The following is an 18,915-nucleotide window of genomic DNA, read 5'->3' on the forward strand; positions in this document are numbered from 1 at the left end:
AAGGACAAACTGTTCGACGGATTCCGAGCCTATATCCATATATATGTGCCAGCCTTCCGTTAACATGCCGGGACACAAAAAAACCGCAGCCCAGTGGACTGCGGTTTTCTCGTGCATCTAATTTTTTAAGGCTGATTAGAACCGGTATAAATATGAATGGCATCCCTTAAGAACGCTGCCGTCCCCGGCTGTTCCGCATCATAATAAGCGGTAAACCGTTCGTCGTCCACGTACATTTGCGCTAGTCCGGCATGCGCTTCTTTCGTGTATGTTTTCCAATAATAGCTCAACCAACGCTTATGCAAATCCGCCGTTTCTTGCGCAAGCTCGCCTGCCGGATCACCGGTGTGGAAAGCCTCTGCCAATGTCGTCTTAATCTTCTCAGCCAATTGCGTTACTTCATCAAATTGCTCCTGCGTCATGTTGCTAAGCTTGGCATTGGATTCGTTAACGGTATCGTCGCCGTATTTCTCCCGTATTTCCTTGCCGTATTTCTTCTCGTTCTCGTCAATCATCTTCTGCTTGAAGCCTTCGAACTTCTGCTTATCCGTCATCTTCAATCTCCCTTCCGCGTGTTCAATGGATTGCTCGACATTCCGGATGAGCGCATCCAGCTGCCGCCTGCGGTCGAGAAGCTGCTCGCGGTGCTCCTTCAGCGCTGTAGCCTTATTAAAGCTTGGATCTTGCATAATCTGTTTGATCTGTTCCAGGCCTAGTCCTAGCTCGCGGTAAAATAAAATCTGCTGCAGCAGATCAACCTCCGCCTGGCCGTATATCCGGTATCCCGACGTATTGGTTCTTGCTGGCTTCAGCAATCCCACTTCATCGTAATACCGCAGCGTCCTTGTGCTGATGCCCGCCAGCTGTCCAAGCTTCCGAACGGTATATTCCATTTGCTCGCCTCCCGACACATCCACTGTACACGTTGACGCAACGTCAAAGTCAACCGGTTATTAAGCTTTTATTATTACCTTCATTATACAAGGATGAATGATGATACTCCCGTTCATTCTACTAAGGTTGGAGGTGAGCAGCAATGACAGGACGCAACAATAAACCGGACAATGATGGACCTGCAGCAAGCCCGGCACGCCTTGATCAATTCGGCGATAAGCTTTCCGATCAGTCGGGTAATGTTCCGAAGAAAAACAACCGCAATAACTGCAAATAAAATGACAAAAGGGCTGCCAATATGGCAGCCCTTCCCTTATCCAACCTGCAACCTAGAATACGCGAGGACGAAGAACCTCTCTCTTCTCCCCGAATACGCGTTGCTCCAGATCTTCCAGACGGCGCTTGATCATGAAGTAATCAAACGCTTCCTTGTCCTTCATCAGTTCCGTATGTATGTTCGCCAAATCCGCTTCAAACTTCACGATCAGCTCCTGCATGCGGCTGTAATCCTTGATGATCTCATCCAGGAATTCATCCACCTGCTCTTGGCTGTAACCTCTCATCTTCTTCTCGAATTGCTTGGAATGTATCTGTTGCGCCGTTAATTGAATGCCGTATAAACCCAGCTCGCTCATGGTATAAATGCTCCTCTCAGACCTCGATAAAAAATAAATCAAATAACACCTAACCTATATAATACGACGAAATTCGACTTTGTGCAAAGCTTGAGCATCCGACTGAAAAAAAAGACCGCCTAACGCATGATGGCGTTAAGCAGTCCATAATAAGATCATAAGTTCAATATTTATTCCAAATAAAAAACTTCTCTCATGGGCCGGATCGGTTCCGCTTCCCGGAAGTCGAAGGAGCCCTCTACCATTTGCGAAGTGATGGCGTTCCAACGGTTGCATGGCTCGCTCTCTGCGATGATTGCGAAAGCCTTCTCGACATCGTCGCATTCAAAGCAATAGAAAAATTGGTTGCCATTTTGAAAAATCGAATAATTGCGGATGCCGGCGCGCGAATGTTCTTCCATAATTTCCGGCCAAGGAGCAAGATGCATCGCGACGTATTCCTCCAGCATTTCCTCTTTGATTTTCCAGGTCCAAGCGAATTTATTGCTGCTTCCCATCTGCTTCCTCTCCTTTTACCCCATTTGAAGGCGGTTACAAAAAAACCTGACAGGTTCACTATAGGACATCCATGTCATGGTGTAAAGAGCAGATTTTTCGCGCAATAACGTTTGCAACCTTCGGGCAATCTAAACTCGCCACAAGTTGTAGGCGCTATTTATCACAGGGAGGAATGATTAAGATGTCGCATAATAAACGACGGTCTTTCCAGGGTAAAATGCATGCACTGCAGTTCAACTCGTTAGAAGCTGAAAATAACGTGGCAGGCTCAACGGACAGGAACCGCAACCAAAAAGGCCATGTTCCGAACAGCCCTTCGACAGGCTAGCATCCGTTGATGCCAAAAAGGGCCGAAACCTTGTTCGTCAAGGTTTCGGCCTTTTTTCTTATTTCCCATATCCAATGACCTTGCTCCAGTCCGCCCTGCCGTAATAATCTTCGGCAACCATCAGCTTGGGAATCCAGGTAAGTTGCCTTTTGCTTCCCGACTTAATCAACTTGACCTGAGCAGAACCTTGTCCGGCCTGAATAAATGCAAGTATTCCGTCCTTCAGCAAGACGGGAGCATAATCGCCGTATCCTTCAATCCCCCGTGTTAGAGGCTTGGACTGGCCGGTTCGGACATCAACCTTCGCAAGATGAGGCAATGACCGGTCTTCTTCGTCACTGGACCACGGAGCATCTTTCCGGCGTGATACGATTATGGCGTCTTCACCGTTCCAAGTAAAGTCATTATCCGCGTAACCGCCCGGCGTATAGACTCGTTTCTGCAAGGAAGGGATATCCTCAATAACGGTCAGTTTTTTATTCGATGTAGCTTCCCTGCCCGTACCTTCGACAAAAGCCAGCTTCTCGCTAGCAGGTGCCCATTGGAACCAGTTGTCATAGGCTAACATTTGTCCGGCCTTTATAAAGTGTTGTCCGTCCGAGGACAGCAAAACAAGCGTATTTGCATCCGCGGACAAGGAAGCGGTTGGTTTCGCGATAAAAGCAATCCAGCTTCCATCCGGCGACCACTTGAACGGGCTAGTCTGTACCGCAAAGAAATCATCCGATTGCCCCGGCAAGCGGTACAACAGCTGTTTGCTCCAAGTTCCGGTTGTTCCATCAGGCTTAACGACATACAACTCGACAGGCGACCACTTACCGTCCGGCATGAGTTCGGCAAGCGTAGATACAAGCAGGCCGCTGCCATCCGGCAACCAGGAAAACTCGCCCGCATTGTCCATGACCTTCTCCAGGGAGCCTGGCCGGTTAGCAGCGGCCACGTTAAGCACTCTGCCCGACAAGATAGCCAACCGGTTGTTGTTTGGAGCCCATTTGACGTTGGACCCTTCTCCGATCTTGCGCATTCCGCCGTTAGCCTCTTCATAGGTCCACACTTCAGGCCGGTTCTCATTACGCAGAAAAGTCATCCATTGCCCATCCCGCGACCATTGCGGGCTTCGGATATATTCTTGCTTCGTAAGGGGCTTCTGAACTTCCTCGAGGGCAAGCCACAGATTATTGCTTTGGATATATCCCGCCTTAATGGTTTCCCGCTGCCCATCCGCTGAAGCCACTGTAGCCATGATTCCCTGTGTACATACGGCGATGGCAAATAAAATACTCGCGAATTTCTTATTCATGGCCTATTCCCTCCTCTTCTTCAGAAGAATGTTCCGGTATCGTTGAGTTGGTTTTAATGACGATTTCCTCCGGAAGCTTTTTCGACATGCTTGGAATAACCCGATGCTTGTACTCAATGAGCTCCGACGAATAGACCGATACGAACACCCTTCCGCTGCCGGCATATGCCCTAATGAGAACAGGCTGATTATATTGGTTCTGGAACATGAAGTCCGGTCCATCCCAACTGACGGTTGCGTCGCGCCCTGGCATGACGTAAGGAACATGCCGGCTATGCGAGTAACGCTGCACAATCTTCAAGCCCGCACTGTCAATCGCGTTATATAAGGTCGAGGATACTTGGCAGATGCCTCCTCCTACTCCTTCGGACAACTCGCCGCGAACGATCACCCCCGCGCTTAAATACCCTTTCTCGACGGTTCTCTGTCCAACCGTCTTGTTGAACGAGAAGGTCTCGCCCGGAAAAACAACCGTATTAGAAATCGCTTTTGCAGCTAACGATATATTGTGGGAACGGTTTTTGTTGTTGCTGTTGTAGTACGTGACGTAATTGCCAATTGCTTTTTCTTTAATGCTCGCCAGCAATTCGCTATCCACTCTTGCGTAAACCAGAGAAAGCGGTGCGTCGATCGTAGAAGGAGCGTTATTGAAAAAATAACTATAAAATTGCGTTGCGAATTGATCGCGGTCAAGCCGATAACCCATCTTCTCCGGAACAAGCTGTCCCCTGTCGCCAATATAGGCATTGGCAGGCGGAACATTAATCATTTTTTCCAACTTGGCCTGCAGTTTGTTGAATTTCCCTATATCCAGAAATGAAGTTCCCGGAAGACCATACTCCTCCCGCTTCACATGCGCAAGCGATTGCCCACGGTGCTCAATGGTCAATTGCATTTCCTCTATTTGATTCGGTTGATTCGGTTGATTCGGCTGCGGTGGCTGCACGGGTTGTACAGGCTGCTGCAGCAAGATAGCAAGACCAGCTATCCAGATTCCGTTAAATCCCATTCCTCACTTCTCCTCTTCTCACATAAGCCCCATTACCGCTGAGAATAATAATGGACAAGGGATAGTATGGTTCGCAGACGCTTCAATTATTTAGAAACAGGAGGAAATTATGCTTTTCAAGCAGCTTAGCCGCACCCTAATATGCGGATTAATGTTGATTACGGCCAGTGTTGAATGGCTGCCTGACACGACTCTGCATGCCGCTTCGATGAAAGCAAGAGAAGAGGTTAGCGTAAGCTCCGGCTTGCTGTTATCCGTTAAGACAAGTCCCTCCGCCCAATATGAGGATCATATAACTATAAGCGATCCCGACATTATCGATGCCGTGAAACGGCCAAAATGGCAACCATTACCCACCGCTTCATTCTCATCTTCAATCGAGGTTCCTCGCTTTACCGATCTCTTCGTGGTCGGGCAAGGCATGCAGCTTCGGTTGGATTCAAACAGCCGGTTATGGGATGAACGGCAAATGAAAATGTTGACTATTTCAGACAAATCGGCAGCAAAGCTGAACAAATCTGCGGCTGCCTTGCGCGAAAAACACTATGGTCATTTACTCGATTGGCAAGAAGCCGAAAAGCTTTTTTCCCGCAAAGCGGTATTTGTCATCAAAGATATCGAGACAGGTCTGTCGTTTCGCGTGCAGCGCAGAGCCGGACATGATCATGCCGACGTTCAGCCCGTCACCAAGGACGATACGGAAATTATGAAGCAAATTTTCAATAACGGCTGGACTTGGGACCGGAAAGCGATTATCGCGGAGAAAGACGGCAAGCAAATTGCCGCTTCGATGAACGGGATGCCGCATGGCGGCGACGGTATTCCGGGGAATGGCATGTCGGGGCATTTCTGCGTTCATTTCCTGAACAGCTCCACCCACAAATCGGAGACGCCCGATCTGCCCCATCAATTGATGGTCTACAAAGCGGCAGGCAAACTCCGCTCTTATTTTGACGACGCTACACCCTTTCGGCTTGCTCAGAGTCTAATCGAAGCTTTGCATCATGATGAGTTTGAAATGGTGCGGCTTCTGACGGAAGGTTTGCCGATCGAACAAACGGAAGCCTTGTTGCAACAAAAGCAGGATTGGCGACATATCCGAAAGAAAGACGGGCGCGAACTTCCTCAAGAGGAGCCTTGGCAATCGGAGGTTCAGATGGAAACGGAGACGCTGCATGCTTCGCGAGGCAAAAGACTTGTCTACTTCCATTCCCGTTATGTACGTACTAGCCCCATTAGTCCATGGGAGTTGAAGGAACTAACCGTCTCCTAAACGACAAACGTCCGCTCTCTTCAGATCTCGAAGAGACGGACGTTTGTTTGTTTCTTAGAACGGGCCATTTACGGAAGTCCCATGCATATTTGGATTAGCATTATTGGGACTTACCATGTTTGGACTTACCATGTTTGGACTTACCATGTTCGATTGCATGTTCGGCTGAGCGTTTCCTTGAGCGCCAAGCGATCCGTTTGCCGGGAGATCCATGTATGTTTTATGGCAATACATATTGGAGATCCGAGGGATTACAACGGTTTCCCCATGATTCAAAGATTTCGGATTTGCGATATGCAGGTTGGCTTCTTCCAAAAGCGAATTCGGAATATTGTACGCGTGAGCGATTTGCTCCATCGTATCTCCTGCTTGGCATTGATGATGCGCGTAATAGTAATTGCGGTCATCATCCCGGATGAATGGGAAAAACGGCGAGAAGAAGAAAAACGGGAACAAGAATCGGCCAGGGAAAAACGGATGCGGGAATGGCCGGAACGGTGGACGGAATCCTCCGCCAAAGCCTCCTCCAAAGCCTCCGCCGCCAAAAGGAACAAAACCACGATTATCCATCAGCTTACCTCCGTCATATAGTCATTTGACTATATAACTTATTGAATCATGGGCAAAAAGGTTCCTTCTATCCGGCATGTTACGTTAAAGCTTTTTATAATCGCGCTTCATAATGTTCATCACCAGGCTCGCCCAATTTGGATTGGTCGGGCAGTATTTTCTCGCCACTTTATCAATCGTTGTGTACCCTTTATTCACATAATTTTGGGCCAGCAGCTGGCCGAATTTGCGTACGCTGTCTCCCTTTGATTCGAAGGTGAAGGCTCGGTTATATTTGTCGCTGTCGATGGCGTTAAGTCCGAACAAATTGTTTTTCTTCTTGGCGAGCGTGCTTTTTCCGTTACCGCTTTCCAGCTTCATAACGGCAATCGTGAAGTAAGCATTAATCCCGTATTCCTCCTCAATATCCAATACGGCTTCTTCCAAGCCATGATTGGCTAGAGCGGTTTTTTCAAACAACTTTGCAATATGCTCTTCCGTAAGGCCGGAATCTGATTCCACCGACGAAGTTGGCTTTTCCGGTTCGGATGGTTCAACAATCTCTTTGTGGGGTAATATTTTTAACGTATCGTTAAGCGGTTCTTCAACCTCTGCAGGATTTACGGCAGCTAGCATTTCCGTCGCGGCGCTTTTTGCTGCCGAAGCAATTGTAACCGCCTTCTCTTTCTTCCCTTCAACTTCCTTCACATAATTGCCGTGAACAAATCCTTGATCCTGTAAGGCGATCCACCCATTGTCCGTTGCATGGTCGACCTTAACGGTATCCCCTTGCTTAAGTACTTGAATAATATTGGAGTCAGCATCCGGCTTCTCGCGGACATTGAGGTAATACGAGGTTACTTCATATGTAGGGATGGTTGGTTCTTCTACAGAGGGCTGCGCAATTGCGCTATGTATTTCGGGGAGGGGGATCGGCTCTGGTTCCGGAAGCGTCGCTTCTTGCCTTTCCGTCTGTTTAATCTGACTTGCGTCAGGCAATTGCGGAGTAAACATCTCCAGCGTATCACTGACTACGATATTGCCTTCCGAGATCGTAAGATGGGCTAGCGAGAAATCTGGCGTTACCTCAGCAGAAACTTTATTTGAAGGTAAAAAACGCGTGCTCAAGGTCATGAACAAAGCTATACAAAGTACATATACGAGCACTTTTGAATTAAGTTTTGTACGCATCGTTACACCTCTTCCATCGTTTTTGTAATTCGTACATACCTGCTTGGTATAGGTTAGATTGTACATAGTAAGATTTGAAAAACATGTCAAAGATCCTGCGCGGCTCGCTTGTTTTTTTGTCGCGAAACGAAGTTGAACTTTGAAGGAAATTGCGGATTTAAAGCAAATGCCGTCCATCCGAATCGGTTGAAGCACTACTTGCTCGAAAATATGGCATCTATATGACTCCATCCGCGAAAAATAGTAAAATAAAAACAAAAGAACCGCACTGCTGTGCGGTTCTCCATCGTTATTTGTACTATTCTTCCGACATTTGAGGGGTAAAATGGGTCTTTTGATACTCTTCGATCTGTTCTAGCGTCCAAGTTGGCCCTTTTAGAAGACTGCCGTCTCTAGCTTGCTCCAATAGTTCGAGAAGGAATTCCTTCTCGGTTTCTCCAAATCGTTTGAACCCTTTGATCATCATTTGCGATCCGGCAGGCAAAAATACCCCTTTGATTTCCAGAACCACTTCCATCCTTTTAATTCGCTCTTCGCATGCCTTCAGCTGCTTCAGAAGCAGCTGTTCAATTCGTTCCTGATCGCCGTAACGAATGAACGCCAAAGCGAGGAATACCGGATGTTGCGGATAAGAAACCTGGTTAAGCTGTTCATATAACAGCTTATCCAATGCCGATTTGCCTTTTTCGGTAATTCGGTAAATCGTTTTGTCCGGACGGTTCTCTCCGGGAACAGCCACAATCTCCGCGGCTTCAATCAGCTCTTGATCGCGAAGCTGGTCCACGGCATAATACAACGAACCGTCGCGCAGCTTGAAACTTTCGTTCCAATTCCGCTGCTTAATCGTTTGCCTAATCTCATACGGATGTCTGTCCCGTTCCATAAGAAGCCCCAGAATCAACATCTTCATAGACATGGCTGATTATCTCCCCGAGAACGACGGCTCAGGTTTGCCTGTTTCGTCTTTGGACGCAGCCGAATTAGGTTTAGGAGCAGCCTCGAAACGGGCACGGCCCATCAGAATGGCGAACACGAGCGCCAGAATCGGCAGAAGTACGCTCCATTGGAACAGGAATAGAATCGAATCGGATAACTTGCCTAGCAGCACGTTTACGAAATCAGCAGGCAACCCCATTTTCGCCTGAGTTACAGGGTTAAGCAACGCCTGACCGCCTTTAATTTGTTCGGCCATTTCTGGCTTGATGCCTTGAACTTCCGCCAGCGCGTTCTGGAAATGGGACTTCTGCATCGCGCCGAACACGGTAACGCCAAGCGCCGAACCGATGGTACGGAAGAACGTAATAAGCGACGATGCCGAACCTTTGTATTGCGGCGGAACGGAATTCAAAGTCGCGATATTAAGCAACGAGAACGATACGCCAATGCCAAGACCAACAATAACCATAAATACGGTAATAAGACCGCGGCTAGTCGAGGGATCCATGACATAACCAAGCAAATAGGTGCCGATAATCAGAACCATGGACGAAATAATCATCACATCGCGGAATCTGAATCTGTTCGCTACCCGTCCGCCAACCTGGGAACTAACCACAACCCCAAGCATCATCGGCGTTAGGACGGTACTTGTGTTTGTAGCTGACAGATGGAATACGCCTTGCATGAATAGCGGAATATAAGTAGCAACCGAAATCATAATGCCGCCGTACAACAAGCTGATCATCATGCTGCTGGTGAACAGCTGCTTCTTGAACAAGTTAAGCGGGATAATCGGATCCTTCGCCATCTTCTCAACAAATAAGAAGACAACAGCGAGAATGCCCGCGCCGGCGAGAAGCGAAATCGTTTTGAACGAATCCCATGCCCAGCCGTCGGTACCGCCAAGCTCAAGTCCAAACATCAAGAGCAGAACGGCCGCGCATAAAATAATCGCACCAGCCCAGTCGATGACTTGCTTCCGGTGGCTCTTGGACTCCTGATAACCTTTCATAATAAAGATCAGAGACAAGATACCAATCGGAACATTAATGTAGAAAATCCAGCGCCAGCTGATATTGTCCGTAATGGCACCGCCCATAATGGGACCAAATACGCTCGAGATGCCAAATACGGCACCAAACAGACCCATCATTTTGCCGCGTTTCTCCGCAGGGAACAAGTCGAATATAATCGTGAATACAATCGGCATGATAGCACCGCCGCCGATGCCTTGAATAGCGCGGTAGATAATGAGCTGCGTCATATCCGTTGCGGTACCGCACAGAATAGAACCAATTAAGAAAAAGATCAATCCTGAAATAAAGAACCGTTTACGCCCGTACATATCGGACAGTTTGCCAAAGAGCGGCGTTGCGACCACCATCGCAATCATATAAGCGGAATAAACCCACACGAATTTATCCATCCCGCCCAATTTCTCAATAATGCTGGTCATCGCGGTCGATACGATCGTCTGATCGAGCGCCGACATAAACAGGCCAAGCAAAAGGCCCGCGATGACTAATTTGACACTACTTTTTTTCGCGTCCATATAAACTTCCCTTCTATCGTCATTTATCCGTACTCAAATTTGAATACCCTAGCTTATTATACTCAAATTTGAGTTCATTTCAACCCAGAAAAGATAAATTATTTGTAAGGCAAGTCTGGTGTATAATGGCAGAGAGAAAACTTCGATAAGGTGGGATTTATAACTATGTCATATCTATCGTTAAGTACATGGAGCCTGCACCGGAACTTGGGACCGCTTCGCTGGACCGTCTGGGACGAACAATCCGGCGAGCATCAAACCAATGTGCAAGAGCAGCCTCAGATTCATTCTTTGCTTGAGCTTCCTGCCGAAGCCGCAAGACGGGGATACCAAGCCGTTGAAGTCTGCCACTTCCATTTCCCGTCTACGGAACCTGATTATCTGGCTCAAGTGAAACTGGCCTTCCGGGAAGCCGGCTTGTCGTTGGATACGCTGCTGCTTGATTATGGCGATATCACTTCCGCCAGCTCGCGCAGGACTGACGCAGATGTTGAATATATCCGCAATTGGATCGATATCGCCGCTTTGTGCGGAGCTAAGCAAATCCGGGTTGTTGCGGGAGAAGCAGCGCCTTCTGATGAAGCGGCAATTTTTGCTTCCGCGAATAGCTTGTCCGAACTGTCGGCATACGGCCGCACCGTAGGCGTTACGGTCGTAACGGAAAACTTCAAAGCATTGACGTCAACAGGCGCAAGCTGCAAGAAGCTGCTAGACGCATGGGGCGAACAAGCCCGTACGATTACGGACTTTGGCAATTTCCACGGGCCGCTTAAATACGAAGAGATTGCCCTCACGACTCCACAGAGCGTATCCGTACACGTGAAGCCGCAATACGATACGAACGGATATCCGGATGAAGCGGAGCTGCGCAAATGTCTGGATACCGTCTCCGAGGCAGGCTTTAACGGCGCATTTGTATTAATCTACGATGGACCGGGCGATATGTGGGAAGGCCTGGACCGCGTGAAACGGATCGCTGCCGATTATATCTCCGCTTAATTCCGGGGGATGTTCCAAAGCCATCATCTAGGCATACGGAACATCCCTTTACTTTGTAAAATAGTTCTCGTTTTGCTTCCGGAATAAATAATGGCAATACGCCATCATCGTCTGATCCGATACCCGCTGCATTGGTTTTAACAAGCGATGCTTGAAAATATGTCTGCCCGGCGCGCTGTTAGCCTCGAATATCCACACCCGGCCATCCCGGTCCACCCCTAAATCAATGCCCAGATCGCCAAGCTCATGTCCATACCCTTTCTCTAGCACGTATCCGATTCGTTTGGAAACCGACAATACTTTAGATTCAATATCCGGTGCTCGCTCTTGGAACGCCTCATTTAATACATAAGTTCCCGTCTTGACCCATCCGCCATGCGTTGTGATTTTACTAGGATGATTTATGTTTGCGCCGATGGCAGTTACGACCCAATCATTTTCACCGTTTTTATTCAGCTGTACGCGCAAATCGAACAGATCGGGCCCATAACGCATCAGATCAACGCCTTGTTGTACCAGGTAGGACGAGAGCTTCTGGATATGATGGCTTAACAATAGAGATAACGATGCGTAGGATTTTCGAATATGAACATTCCCGAATTTCGCTTCGCAAAGATAAGGCGCAGTACCGATTTTTTTGCTTACTTTATATATCCCCCTGCCCCCGCTCCCCTTAAGCGGTTTTAGGAATACGGATGGCGTTATTCGCAATAGTTCCTCAATCTGATCGATTCCTGGCGAGACATAAGAAAGCGGCAAATACGCCTTCAACTGCGAGTCATTGGAGATAAGTTCGTACATTTCGCCTTTATCGAAATAGTTATGGTTGAACATTTTGGTGTCCAAGCTGTCCATGTATTTGAAAAAACGCTTATATAAAGGTGTCTGATAAGCTTTTCTGGATTTGATTTGGTTGAAAATGACGTCCGGGAACGGAACCAACGCTTTGCGCCATTGGTTCTTCTTGCGCGCGAGCAACGTTCCGTTCACTTTGCGGCTCGCCCATTTGATATCGGAGGGAATGAATTTATATAATAGCATCGGAAGCTTGGGCGTTTGCGAACGGAGAAAATGATTGCCGATTGATTGGATTTTGCTGCTATTCATAACAACGCCAACTACTGGGCCCAATCTGATCATGTCGTCTTGGCGGTACGCATAAAGCGTACATCGCCCTGTTATGCCGAGCTTGCTATTATGGAGTTTGGATAAGATGATTTGGGGTTTTCCGCTATCAAGCATCGCAACTTCAGCCCAAACCGCAAGCGGACCAATCCCGATCTTAACTTTCGCCTGTGGCTCTAATCGCCAGTCTTCCATCAAACCGCGGCTAATCGCTACTTGATCCTTCAACTGCTTATTGCTGAATGTTACCTCGACAAGCGATTCTTGGTACATGTTAAAGCTCCCCCTCTATCCTGCTTCTATAAACTATGGGGCAAATGTCCGGGGGAACACGGGCAAACGCCTAACGGCCCACAACAAAAACAGCATTCTCCGCTAGGAAAATGCTGTTGCAAAGTCAAAGTTTACTCCGGTTTCATCCCGGATGCATGCGCGGCAATGATGCGATCCATCTGTTCATTCCAAGCCTCATCTTCTCCGCAACGTTCGGGATGGGCTTCAAACCAGTTAACCGTCCGCTTAATTCCTTCTGCAAAAGGAACCGTTGCCGTAAACTCCGGCACTAACTTCTTAATCTTGCTGTTATCGAACACCGCGCTTACCGCTTTATCGCCAAGCAGACCGCCTTCAAGTTCCGGATCATAAGTGATCAAGAAGTCCGAAGAAATATGGACAAGATTTGGCTGTACGCCGGCGGCCGCTCCAATCGCTTCGTAGATTTGATTCCAAGTCAACACTTCGTCGGAAGTAATATGATACGCTTCACCAATTGCTGCAGGGTTGCCGAGCAGTCCAACAAACCCTTTGGCAAAGTCTGAATTATGCGTCATCGTCCAGAGCGACATTCCGTCGCCATGGACAATAATCGGTTTGCCTTGCCGCATACGTTCAACAAGCGACCACGGATGCGACCAGCTATTCATCGAAGCCGGGATCATCGTATCCCCATACGTGAACGAGGGACGCACAATCGTGACCGGGAACCCGGAAGCCTCGTATTCCTTCATCAAGAGCTGCTCGCAGGCGATTTTGTCCCGGGAATATTGCCAATAAGGATTTTCTAGCGGCGTAGCATGCTCGGTTATGATATAATGCGCAAGCGGCTTCTGATAGGCAGAGGCCGAACTAATAAAGATGAACTGCTTGGTCCGACCGCGGAAAAGCTCCAAATCGCTATGTATATGCTCAGGCGTAAAAGCGATCCAATCTACAACAACGTCAAATTCATAACCTTCCAGCGCCGCAGCTGCAGCCTTAGGATCACGGATGTCACCGGCAATGGTTCGTGCGCCTTTCGGAACCAATCCATCTCGGTTGCCCCGGTTGAACAAATACAGCTCAACGCCTTCTTCCATGGCCAGCTTTGACACGGCTTGACTGATCAGTCCCGTACCGCCGATAAACAATACTTTCATTTGAATCGCTCCTCTACCCTATGATTTGCCTCGCTTTGACATTAACAGTTTAAAGCTTAAACGCAACGGGAGCAATTGTTTAAGGTATAATAGAGAAACAGAACAATAGAATAGGAGAATCGTGATGGATATTACACAACTACCCTTAACCTTAATTGACGAGGATACGGACCAGCCCCGCTACCAGTTTGACGAAGAGGCTTTGGCCGAGCTGATGCGTAATATTGAGGAAATCGGCCTTCTCTCCCCTATTAAAGTCAGAACCATCGAAGGCGGAAGATATAAGATCATTTATGGCAACCGCCGTTATAAAGCCTGCAAGCGACTTGGCCTCGCTACAATTCCGTGCATCGTAACGAACATGACTGACGAACAGGACATTTATTTAGAGCAAATTGCCGAGAACTTGACCCGGGAAGGATTCTCTCCCATTGAAGAAGCCGAAGCTTTCAACAAGCTGATGACCGATCCAAAGTTTAGCCGCTCCGTGAAATTTCTCGCCAGCAAATTTGGCAAGCCGGAATCGTACATAAAGAACAAATGCGAGCTTCTTAAATTCGGTGCAGCGGTCCGCAGACTGATCATTGGCGGTACGGAGATCAAGAAAGACCGTTTGACCGAAGATCAGCTTCTTCCGCTCAAGGATTTGCCGATGGAACACCGGGATCCGCTCGCGCTTATTATGGCAAGGGATGAAATGCCAGCCACCGATGTGAAGAAAATCGCCAAGCTGTTCAAGGACAAAGACATCTCTGCTTCCACCAAGGACAAGCTATTGTACAAATCCGGACCGGGGCTGCTCGAGACATGGTCGATCCAACAGCATAACAAAGCGGAGAAAGCGAAGCCGGTCGAACCTAAATCGCCAAAAGCATCCAAGGTTAAAGATGAACCTTCGGCAGAGGAATCCGTGACGCATGCGGCTGCTCCAACAAGCCCTTATGACAGGATGGAACAAAAGCTCGAGCAATTATCGAAGGACATTATTCCTGCCCTTTCAATCTTTACCCTTGAGTCTCTGCAGCAACTTCCGCCGGTAGAACGAAATGCCATTATCAAACGCATGGATGTCTTGCTTGAACAGCTGCGCACGCATGTCGACGAGATCGACAAACTCAAAGCGCTAGCTCACGCGGAATAGAATCACGGCTGCGATACCCTTTGCTTAAATAGCCCCGTAAGCCAAATCAGAATAGGGAAAATAATCCCAAAAAACATCGAATAGAAAGGCCAAGCACGGTAAGTTGTGATCAATATCGCCGTGTTTGGCCATAATATCCCCGCGATCACGAACGTAATTAACCCAAATGGAATTAATAACGAACGATAATCCTTCAATTGAAATACCGCCGCAATCCCCTTCGCGCTCACATACATCAGCAAGGACATTCGGAAAAAAATCGCAATAAACCAAATGACAGACACCGCAATTTCAAACCGTTCAAAAAACTCGCTATAACTAATCGTTCTGACCACAAAGTAGCTCGGGAAGTTTAAACTTGTAACCACTTGTTGGCTAAGCACGGCTATGACGATAAGGGTAACGCACATAAACAGAAACCCTGAAATCAACGAGCTTTTGATAACGACTGCTCTCCACTTCTCAGGTCTGTTTGTCTGGGACACGAAATATAAGAACAAGACGCTTTCGATATAGGGGAAGGCAATATTGGTGAAGGAAGCATGAACAATAGGCTTCCAGCCAAACTCGAATACCGGCAGCAAGTTCGTAAAGTTTGCCGATGGAATCAAAGGCAAATAACCTAATGCAAGCAGTCCCATCACAATAAAAAACAACAACTCCGCTGCCCGTCCAATTGTACTCACTCCGCAATAAAGAACGTAAATTACGACTCCAAGCATAAGCACAAATATAACTTCCATCGGCGTCTCCGGCAAGATAACCGTTGTAATGTAATCGCCAAGATCGCGCAATACCAAGCTCAAGATGAGAAAAGGATACATAAGCGTAAACAGCAGCAATAACAGCTTGCCGAGCCATTGCCCTAGCAGCGTCTGCAAATGCTGGTCGAATGAAGCGCCATTGAGCTGTTTCGCAATCCCCCCGTACACGAGGATCATCAGCAGCTGTACAGCCAATACAAGGCACAAGGAAATCCATGCATCCTGCTTCGCAATCGAAGCCAGATTAGAGGGCAGAACGAGGAATGCGCTGCCAAGCTGGTACAAAATAAACCACATGGTCATCTGGCGAATGGTCAGCTTGCTTGTATCCATCGTTGTTCTCCTTCCCTCTACTCTTCATGAATTGTCATCCCAACAACCTGGTCATAAATAGATCCACCGGATGAAACAGCAGATTGATTCCTGACACCGGACTTGGTATTTTCACATGGAACTCGCGGAGGAGCACAAGACAAACTCCAACCGCCATGAAGGAGATGCTCACGACAACTTGCCGGACCTCCCGCTTCTTAAGCAAAGACCGGTATTGGACATAAGCGGCCAGCAGGAACAAAAGCAATATGATCATATTTTGCAACCGAGCATCCTCCCTACAATGAATGTAAGCAACAGCCTAAGGTTGTTTGGCAATGGAGTTGAGTATTTTTCCCGTTTTATGCAATTCGCTTTTGACAATAACATCAACCTCCAGCTCGTTTTTGAAAATTTCCGGCCATCTCTTCTTCCAACTCTGCCATAACTTCGGATATTTCCGGTGAAAAGCTTCGCCAAAACCGTAAATATCCGACCCGTATTTGTGCTGGACTTGCTTAATACCGTTTTCGAGCGTCATCTTTTGTTCCATTCTCGCTTGCTCTTGAAGCTGGCTAAATACTTTTTCGTCTGCCAGATCCGCCTTGCATTGATATTCTCCGATATTGGCTTCGCTGCGCAATACGACCGTTATTTTCGGTTTTCCGTTCCGTATGGAAGGGGTAATATCCGCATGCGAGCTATACACCTCAATAACGAAATTCTCCTTAGAATCCGGGCATTTCACATGGCCAACCGTACTGTCCACATTGTTTGTTATGTAACTGTAGCCTTTACTGTCTTGTTCATTCAGCCAACCTACAATTCGGTCATCCAGCAGCACGCCAATGCCTGTATATTTGTATTCCGAATACGCCCTTGGCTGCTTCACATTATCGATCTTCATCCCTTTTTCCCTGTTCCCGATCAATGTAATTCCCGTTAGGACAGGCTCAACGCCGTCTTTTGTCACCATCTGCATCAGGTCAACGACGTTGACGGCGGAGGTTGGCGCCCAAGCATGCTCGGATACGCTTAACGATTTATATAAATCCATAGCAGGCAATACTTCCATCGGCGTGACCATGGCTAGAACATCTTTTGCGTCGCAACCCTTGGCTACCGCCATATAGAAATCCGGGCGGACTTCATGATCTCTGAACAGAAAATCCAACGGCATCCGTATTCCCCGATTTGCAATCTCTTCATTAATAATGACGATCCGCATATGGGATAAATACATCCGCCTGGACGCTTTAGTCGTTATTTTTCGCAAGGCTTCAAAGATGGTTGGCGCTTTCTCCGTAAAAACAATCGATGGGGATCGTTGCCCGACCGAGCGGTTCATCGACATCTGGGAAGGATCCGAGACTTGTACCGTCAATTGATACTGATCGTCCACCCAATCAATGCCCATAGCCAGTACAACAGAAATCGCATTCAACTCGCGCCGGTTCCAACAACCCGTCAAGCACATCAGCATCATCATGCAAGCCGTTAACGCTAGAATGATTCTTTGGCCTCGGTTCATGACGATCTGCCTTGCTTCGTTTGCCCTTGCGTAGATTTCCAATAAGGCATGCGAAATATCGCATCGCTTTGCTGGCTGGCATGAAACGGAGCGCTTGGGCTGAGATACGGTAAGCCAAAAGAGCGCAAGTGGCATAAATGCACGACAAGAATAATAATGCCAATCGTTAAGCCGTAGACGCCAAAGGATGCCGCCAAGGCCATAAATACGAACCGGATTATACGGATGGGAATAGACATCACGTACGCCGGAATAACAAAGCTGGATATCGCAGTGATCGATACAATAATGACCATCGCTGCCGATACGATGCTGGCTTCCACGGCGGCTTGACCAATGACTATCGTACCTACAATCGAGACGGCTTGACCAATCGTTCGAGGCATGCGAATCCCAGCCTCCCTCAATATTTCGAACGTAGCTTCCATGAGCAGTGCCTCAATAAATGCCGGGAGCGGAACTCCCTCCCTCTGCGCGGCGAGACTTAATAGAAGTTGTGTCGGCAGCATATCCTGATGAAATGTCGTCAAGGCGATATAGACCGAGGGGGCTAGCAAGCAAATGGACAACGCAACGTATCGAAGCAACCGAATAAGATTGCTATAGAAAGGCCGTTGATAATAATCCTCCGCAGACTGGATGAAATCAACAAATAACGCCGGCGTCAGCATGACAAAGGGGGTGCCGTCCACGAATAAGGCAACCTTTCCTTCCATAATGCCCGCAGCGATCGTATCCGGCCGATCCGTATTGTAGATCGTAGGAAATATCGTCAGTTGCTTCCGTTCATGAAGCATTTCCTCCAAATATTCCCCTTCCAAGACCCGGTCCTGTTTGCTGTCCCGCAGACGCCCAATAAGCTTGCGAAGCTGCTTCTCATCGGCTAAACCGTCCATATACATAACCGTGACGTCGGTTTTCGTCATTTGGCCGACCTTCAGCGTAATGAGCCTTAACCTCGTATCCTTCACCCGGCGCCTGACCAGCGTCGTGTTGGTTCTTAAAGTCTCCGTGAAGGAGTCCTGCGGTCCGCGGACAACGGACTGGGTTTTGGATTCCGTAATGGCTCGGTCCTCCCATCCGGGAATCGCGACGCTTAACCCATCAACTACGCCATCGAGCATAAGAAATAAGCTGCCGGAGAAGATTTGCTCCAATGCAGCTTCCACGGTTCGGATCACGCACACATCGCCTGTATCCAGAACCTGATCCTTCAGCATCTCTAGATTGACGGATTCCACGGGCGTACGATCAAGCAAAGCGGAGATGACGCTATCCTGTAGCTCCGTTTTGTCCACCATGCCATCTAGGTAAAAAAGGGCCGTTCTCCTATTGCCCGCAATAACAAGCTCGCGAACGATAAAGTCCGAGCTATAGCCCATTAGCAGCTTCATTCTCTCAATATTGGCGTGTAATAAGGGTGAAAAACCATCCGCTGTCATGCGCGCTCCTCCTTTCAA

The 18,915-nt window shown here is 48.0% G+C and carries 19 protein-coding genes; 4 read left to right on the top strand and 15 right to left on the bottom strand.

Going from position 1 to position 18,915, the window contains the following annotated elements:
- Positions 1-125: 125 nt before the first annotated feature.
- Positions 126-893 (bottom strand): MerR family transcriptional regulator, encoded by a 768-nt coding sequence (locus QQK89_RS11495; protein WP_284238709.1) that lies wholly within the window; start codon positions 891-893, stop codon positions 126-128.
- Between the two features lie 143 nt (positions 894-1,036).
- Between QQK89_RS11495 and QQK89_RS11500 the strand changes: the two genes are divergently transcribed.
- The gene (locus QQK89_RS11500; protein WP_284238710.1) at positions 1,037-1,171 is read left to right on the top strand and encodes a hypothetical protein; all 135 of its coding nucleotides are present in this window, start codon (positions 1,037-1,039) and stop codon (positions 1,169-1,171) included.
- 52 nt (positions 1,172-1,223) lie between these two features.
- Here QQK89_RS11500 and QQK89_RS11505 read toward each other — a convergent pair whose 3' ends face one another.
- The 4 genes from QQK89_RS11505 to QQK89_RS11520 all read right to left on the bottom strand — a co-directional run bounded on the left by QQK89_RS11505 (position 1,224) and on the right by QQK89_RS11520 (position 4,664).
- Positions 1,224-1,529, bottom strand: coding sequence for a DivIVA domain-containing protein (locus QQK89_RS11505; protein WP_284238711.1), 306 nt, complete (start codon positions 1,527-1,529; stop codon positions 1,224-1,226).
- Positions 1,530-1,699: 170 nt separating this feature from the next.
- Positions 1,700-2,026: an L-rhamnose mutarotase gene (locus QQK89_RS11510; protein WP_284238712.1), complete on the bottom strand. Its 327-nt coding sequence runs from the start codon at positions 2,024-2,026 to the stop codon at positions 1,700-1,702.
- Positions 2,027-2,413: 387 nt separating this feature from the next.
- Positions 2,414-3,655 (bottom strand): TolB family protein, encoded by a 1,242-nt coding sequence (locus QQK89_RS11515; protein ID WP_284238713.1) that lies wholly within the window; start codon positions 3,653-3,655, stop codon positions 2,414-2,416.
- Positions 3,648-4,664, bottom strand: coding sequence for a VanW family protein (locus QQK89_RS11520; RefSeq protein ID WP_284238714.1), 1,017 nt, complete (start codon positions 4,662-4,664; stop codon positions 3,648-3,650). Before QQK89_RS11520 ends, QQK89_RS11515 begins: the two co-directional genes overlap by 8 nt.
- 109 nt (positions 4,665-4,773) lie before the next feature.
- Between QQK89_RS11520 and QQK89_RS11525 the strand changes: the two genes are divergently transcribed.
- On the top strand, positions 4,774-5,937 hold the full coding sequence (locus QQK89_RS11525) for a hypothetical protein (protein ID WP_284238715.1): 1,164 nt from the start codon (positions 4,774-4,776) through the stop codon (positions 5,935-5,937).
- A gap of 54 nt (positions 5,938-5,991) precedes the next feature.
- Here the strand turns inward: QQK89_RS11525 and QQK89_RS11530 are convergent, their stop codons facing one another.
- The 4 genes from QQK89_RS11530 to QQK89_RS11545 all read right to left on the bottom strand — a co-directional run bounded on the left by QQK89_RS11530 (position 5,992) and on the right by QQK89_RS11545 (position 10,168).
- On the bottom strand, positions 5,992-6,507 hold the full coding sequence (locus tag QQK89_RS11530) for a LysM peptidoglycan-binding domain-containing protein (RefSeq protein WP_284238716.1): 516 nt from the start codon (positions 6,505-6,507) through the stop codon (positions 5,992-5,994).
- An 84-nt stretch (positions 6,508-6,591) separates the two neighbouring features.
- Positions 6,592-7,677 (bottom strand): glucosaminidase domain-containing protein, encoded by a 1,086-nt coding sequence (locus tag QQK89_RS11535; RefSeq protein WP_284238717.1) that lies wholly within the window; start codon positions 7,675-7,677, stop codon positions 6,592-6,594.
- Positions 7,678-7,975: 298 nt separating this feature from the next.
- The gene (locus QQK89_RS11540; protein ID WP_284238718.1) at positions 7,976-8,593 is read right to left on the bottom strand and encodes a PadR family transcriptional regulator; all 618 of its coding nucleotides are present in this window, start codon (positions 8,591-8,593) and stop codon (positions 7,976-7,978) included.
- Positions 8,594-8,599: 6 nt separating this feature from the next.
- On the bottom strand, positions 8,600-10,168 hold the full coding sequence (locus tag QQK89_RS11545) for an MDR family MFS transporter (protein WP_284238719.1): 1,569 nt from the start codon (positions 10,166-10,168) through the stop codon (positions 8,600-8,602).
- 165 nt (positions 10,169-10,333) lie between these two features.
- Here QQK89_RS11545 and QQK89_RS11550 point away from each other — a divergent pair, with 165 nt between their 5' ends.
- Positions 10,334-11,167 carry a sugar phosphate isomerase/epimerase family protein gene (locus tag QQK89_RS11550; protein WP_284238720.1) on the top strand — a complete coding sequence of 278 codons (834 nt, stop codon included), beginning with the start codon at positions 10,334-10,336 and terminating at the stop codon, positions 11,165-11,167.
- 48 nt (positions 11,168-11,215) lie between these two features.
- Here QQK89_RS11550 and QQK89_RS11555 read toward each other — a convergent pair whose 3' ends face one another.
- A complete protein-coding gene (locus tag QQK89_RS11555; RefSeq protein WP_284238721.1) occupies positions 11,216-12,565 on the bottom strand; it encodes a YheC/YheD family protein in 1,350 nt (449 codons plus the stop codon).
- Between the two features lie 131 nt (positions 12,566-12,696).
- Positions 12,697-13,707: an SDR family oxidoreductase gene (locus QQK89_RS11560; RefSeq protein ID WP_284238722.1), complete on the bottom strand. Its 1,011-nt coding sequence runs from the start codon at positions 13,705-13,707 to the stop codon at positions 12,697-12,699.
- 124 nt (positions 13,708-13,831) lie between these two features.
- On the opposite strand from QQK89_RS11560, the gene QQK89_RS11565 reads away from it, so the two are divergent.
- A complete protein-coding gene (locus tag QQK89_RS11565) occupies positions 13,832-14,848 on the top strand; it encodes a ParB/RepB/Spo0J family partition protein (protein WP_284238723.1) in 1,017 nt (338 codons plus the stop codon).
- 2 nt (positions 14,849-14,850) lie between these two features.
- Here QQK89_RS11565 and QQK89_RS11570 read toward each other — a convergent pair whose 3' ends face one another.
- From QQK89_RS11570 to QQK89_RS11585, 4 genes are read right to left on the bottom strand one after another with little or no spacing between them, the layout of a single operon-like run.
- Positions 14,851-15,945: a GerAB/ArcD/ProY family transporter gene (locus QQK89_RS11570; RefSeq protein ID WP_284238724.1), complete on the bottom strand. Its 1,095-nt coding sequence runs from the start codon at positions 15,943-15,945 to the stop codon at positions 14,851-14,853.
- Between the two features lie 34 nt (positions 15,946-15,979).
- A complete protein-coding gene (locus QQK89_RS11575; RefSeq protein WP_284238725.1) occupies positions 15,980-16,210 on the bottom strand; it encodes a hypothetical protein in 231 nt (76 codons plus the stop codon).
- A gap of 36 nt (positions 16,211-16,246) precedes the next feature.
- On the bottom strand, positions 16,247-17,455 hold the full coding sequence (locus QQK89_RS11580; RefSeq protein ID WP_284238726.1) for a Ger(x)C family spore germination protein: 1,209 nt from the start codon (positions 17,453-17,455) through the stop codon (positions 16,247-16,249).
- Complete coding sequence (locus QQK89_RS11585; RefSeq protein WP_284238727.1) at positions 17,452-18,897, bottom strand: spore germination protein; 1,446 nt, start codon at positions 18,895-18,897, stop codon at positions 17,452-17,454. The genes QQK89_RS11580 and QQK89_RS11585 overlap by 4 nt, the downstream gene beginning before the upstream one ends.
- Between the last annotated feature and the right edge of the window lie 18 nt (positions 18,898-18,915).

The organism is Paenibacillus glycanilyticus, assembly GCF_030161375.1.
Classification (GTDB): domain Bacteria; phylum Bacillota; class Bacilli; order Paenibacillales; family Paenibacillaceae; genus Pristimantibacillus; species Pristimantibacillus glycanilyticus_B.

Bases quoted from the DNA above. Each gene is read 5' to 3' on its own strand.
- QQK89_RS11580 (WP_284238726.1), bottom strand. From the start codon at position 17,455: ATGAACCGAGGCCAAAGAATCATTCTAGCGTTAACGGCTTGCATGATG.
- QQK89_RS11535 (WP_284238717.1), bottom strand. From the start codon at position 7,677: ATGCGTACAAAACTTAATTCAAAAGTGCTCGTATATGTACTTTGTATA.
- QQK89_RS11510 (WP_284238712.1), bottom strand. From the start codon at position 2,026: ATGGGAAGCAGCAATAAATTCGCTTGGACCTGGAAAATCAAAGAGGAA.
- QQK89_RS11525 (WP_284238715.1), top strand. From the start codon at position 4,774: ATGCTTTTCAAGCAGCTTAGCCGCACCCTAATATGCGGATTAATGTTG.
- QQK89_RS11515 (WP_284238713.1), bottom strand. From the start codon at position 3,655: ATGAATAAGAAATTCGCGAGTATTTTATTTGCCATCGCCGTATGTACA.
- QQK89_RS11520 (WP_284238714.1), bottom strand. From the start codon at position 4,664: ATGGGATTTAACGGAATCTGGATAGCTGGTCTTGCTATCTTGCTGCAG.
- QQK89_RS11560 (WP_284238722.1), bottom strand. From the start codon at position 13,707: ATGAAAGTATTGTTTATCGGCGGTACGGGACTGATCAGTCAAGCCGTG.
- QQK89_RS11565 (WP_284238723.1), top strand. From the start codon at position 13,832: ATGGATATTACACAACTACCCTTAACCTTAATTGACGAGGATACGGAC.
- QQK89_RS11540 (WP_284238718.1), bottom strand. From the start codon at position 8,593: ATGTCTATGAAGATGTTGATTCTGGGGCTTCTTATGGAACGGGACAGA.
- QQK89_RS11500 (WP_284238710.1), top strand. From the start codon at position 1,037: ATGACAGGACGCAACAATAAACCGGACAATGATGGACCTGCAGCAAGC.
- QQK89_RS11530 (WP_284238716.1), bottom strand. From the start codon at position 6,507: ATGGATAATCGTGGTTTTGTTCCTTTTGGCGGCGGAGGCTTTGGAGGA.
- QQK89_RS11585 (WP_284238727.1), bottom strand. From the start codon at position 18,897: ATGACAGCGGATGGTTTTTCACCCTTATTACACGCCAATATTGAGAGA.
- QQK89_RS11570 (WP_284238724.1), bottom strand. From the start codon at position 15,945: ATGGATACAAGCAAGCTGACCATTCGCCAGATGACCATGTGGTTTATT.
- QQK89_RS11555 (WP_284238721.1), bottom strand. From the start codon at position 12,565: ATGTACCAAGAATCGCTTGTCGAGGTAACATTCAGCAATAAGCAGTTG.
- QQK89_RS11550 (WP_284238720.1), top strand. From the start codon at position 10,334: ATGTCATATCTATCGTTAAGTACATGGAGCCTGCACCGGAACTTGGGA.
- QQK89_RS11545 (WP_284238719.1), bottom strand. From the start codon at position 10,168: ATGGACGCGAAAAAAAGTAGTGTCAAATTAGTCATCGCGGGCCTTTTG.
- QQK89_RS11495 (WP_284238709.1), bottom strand. From the start codon at position 893: ATGGAATATACCGTTCGGAAGCTTGGACAGCTGGCGGGCATCAGCACA.
- QQK89_RS11505 (WP_284238711.1), bottom strand. From the start codon at position 1,529: ATGAGCGAGCTGGGTTTATACGGCATTCAATTAACGGCGCAACAGATA.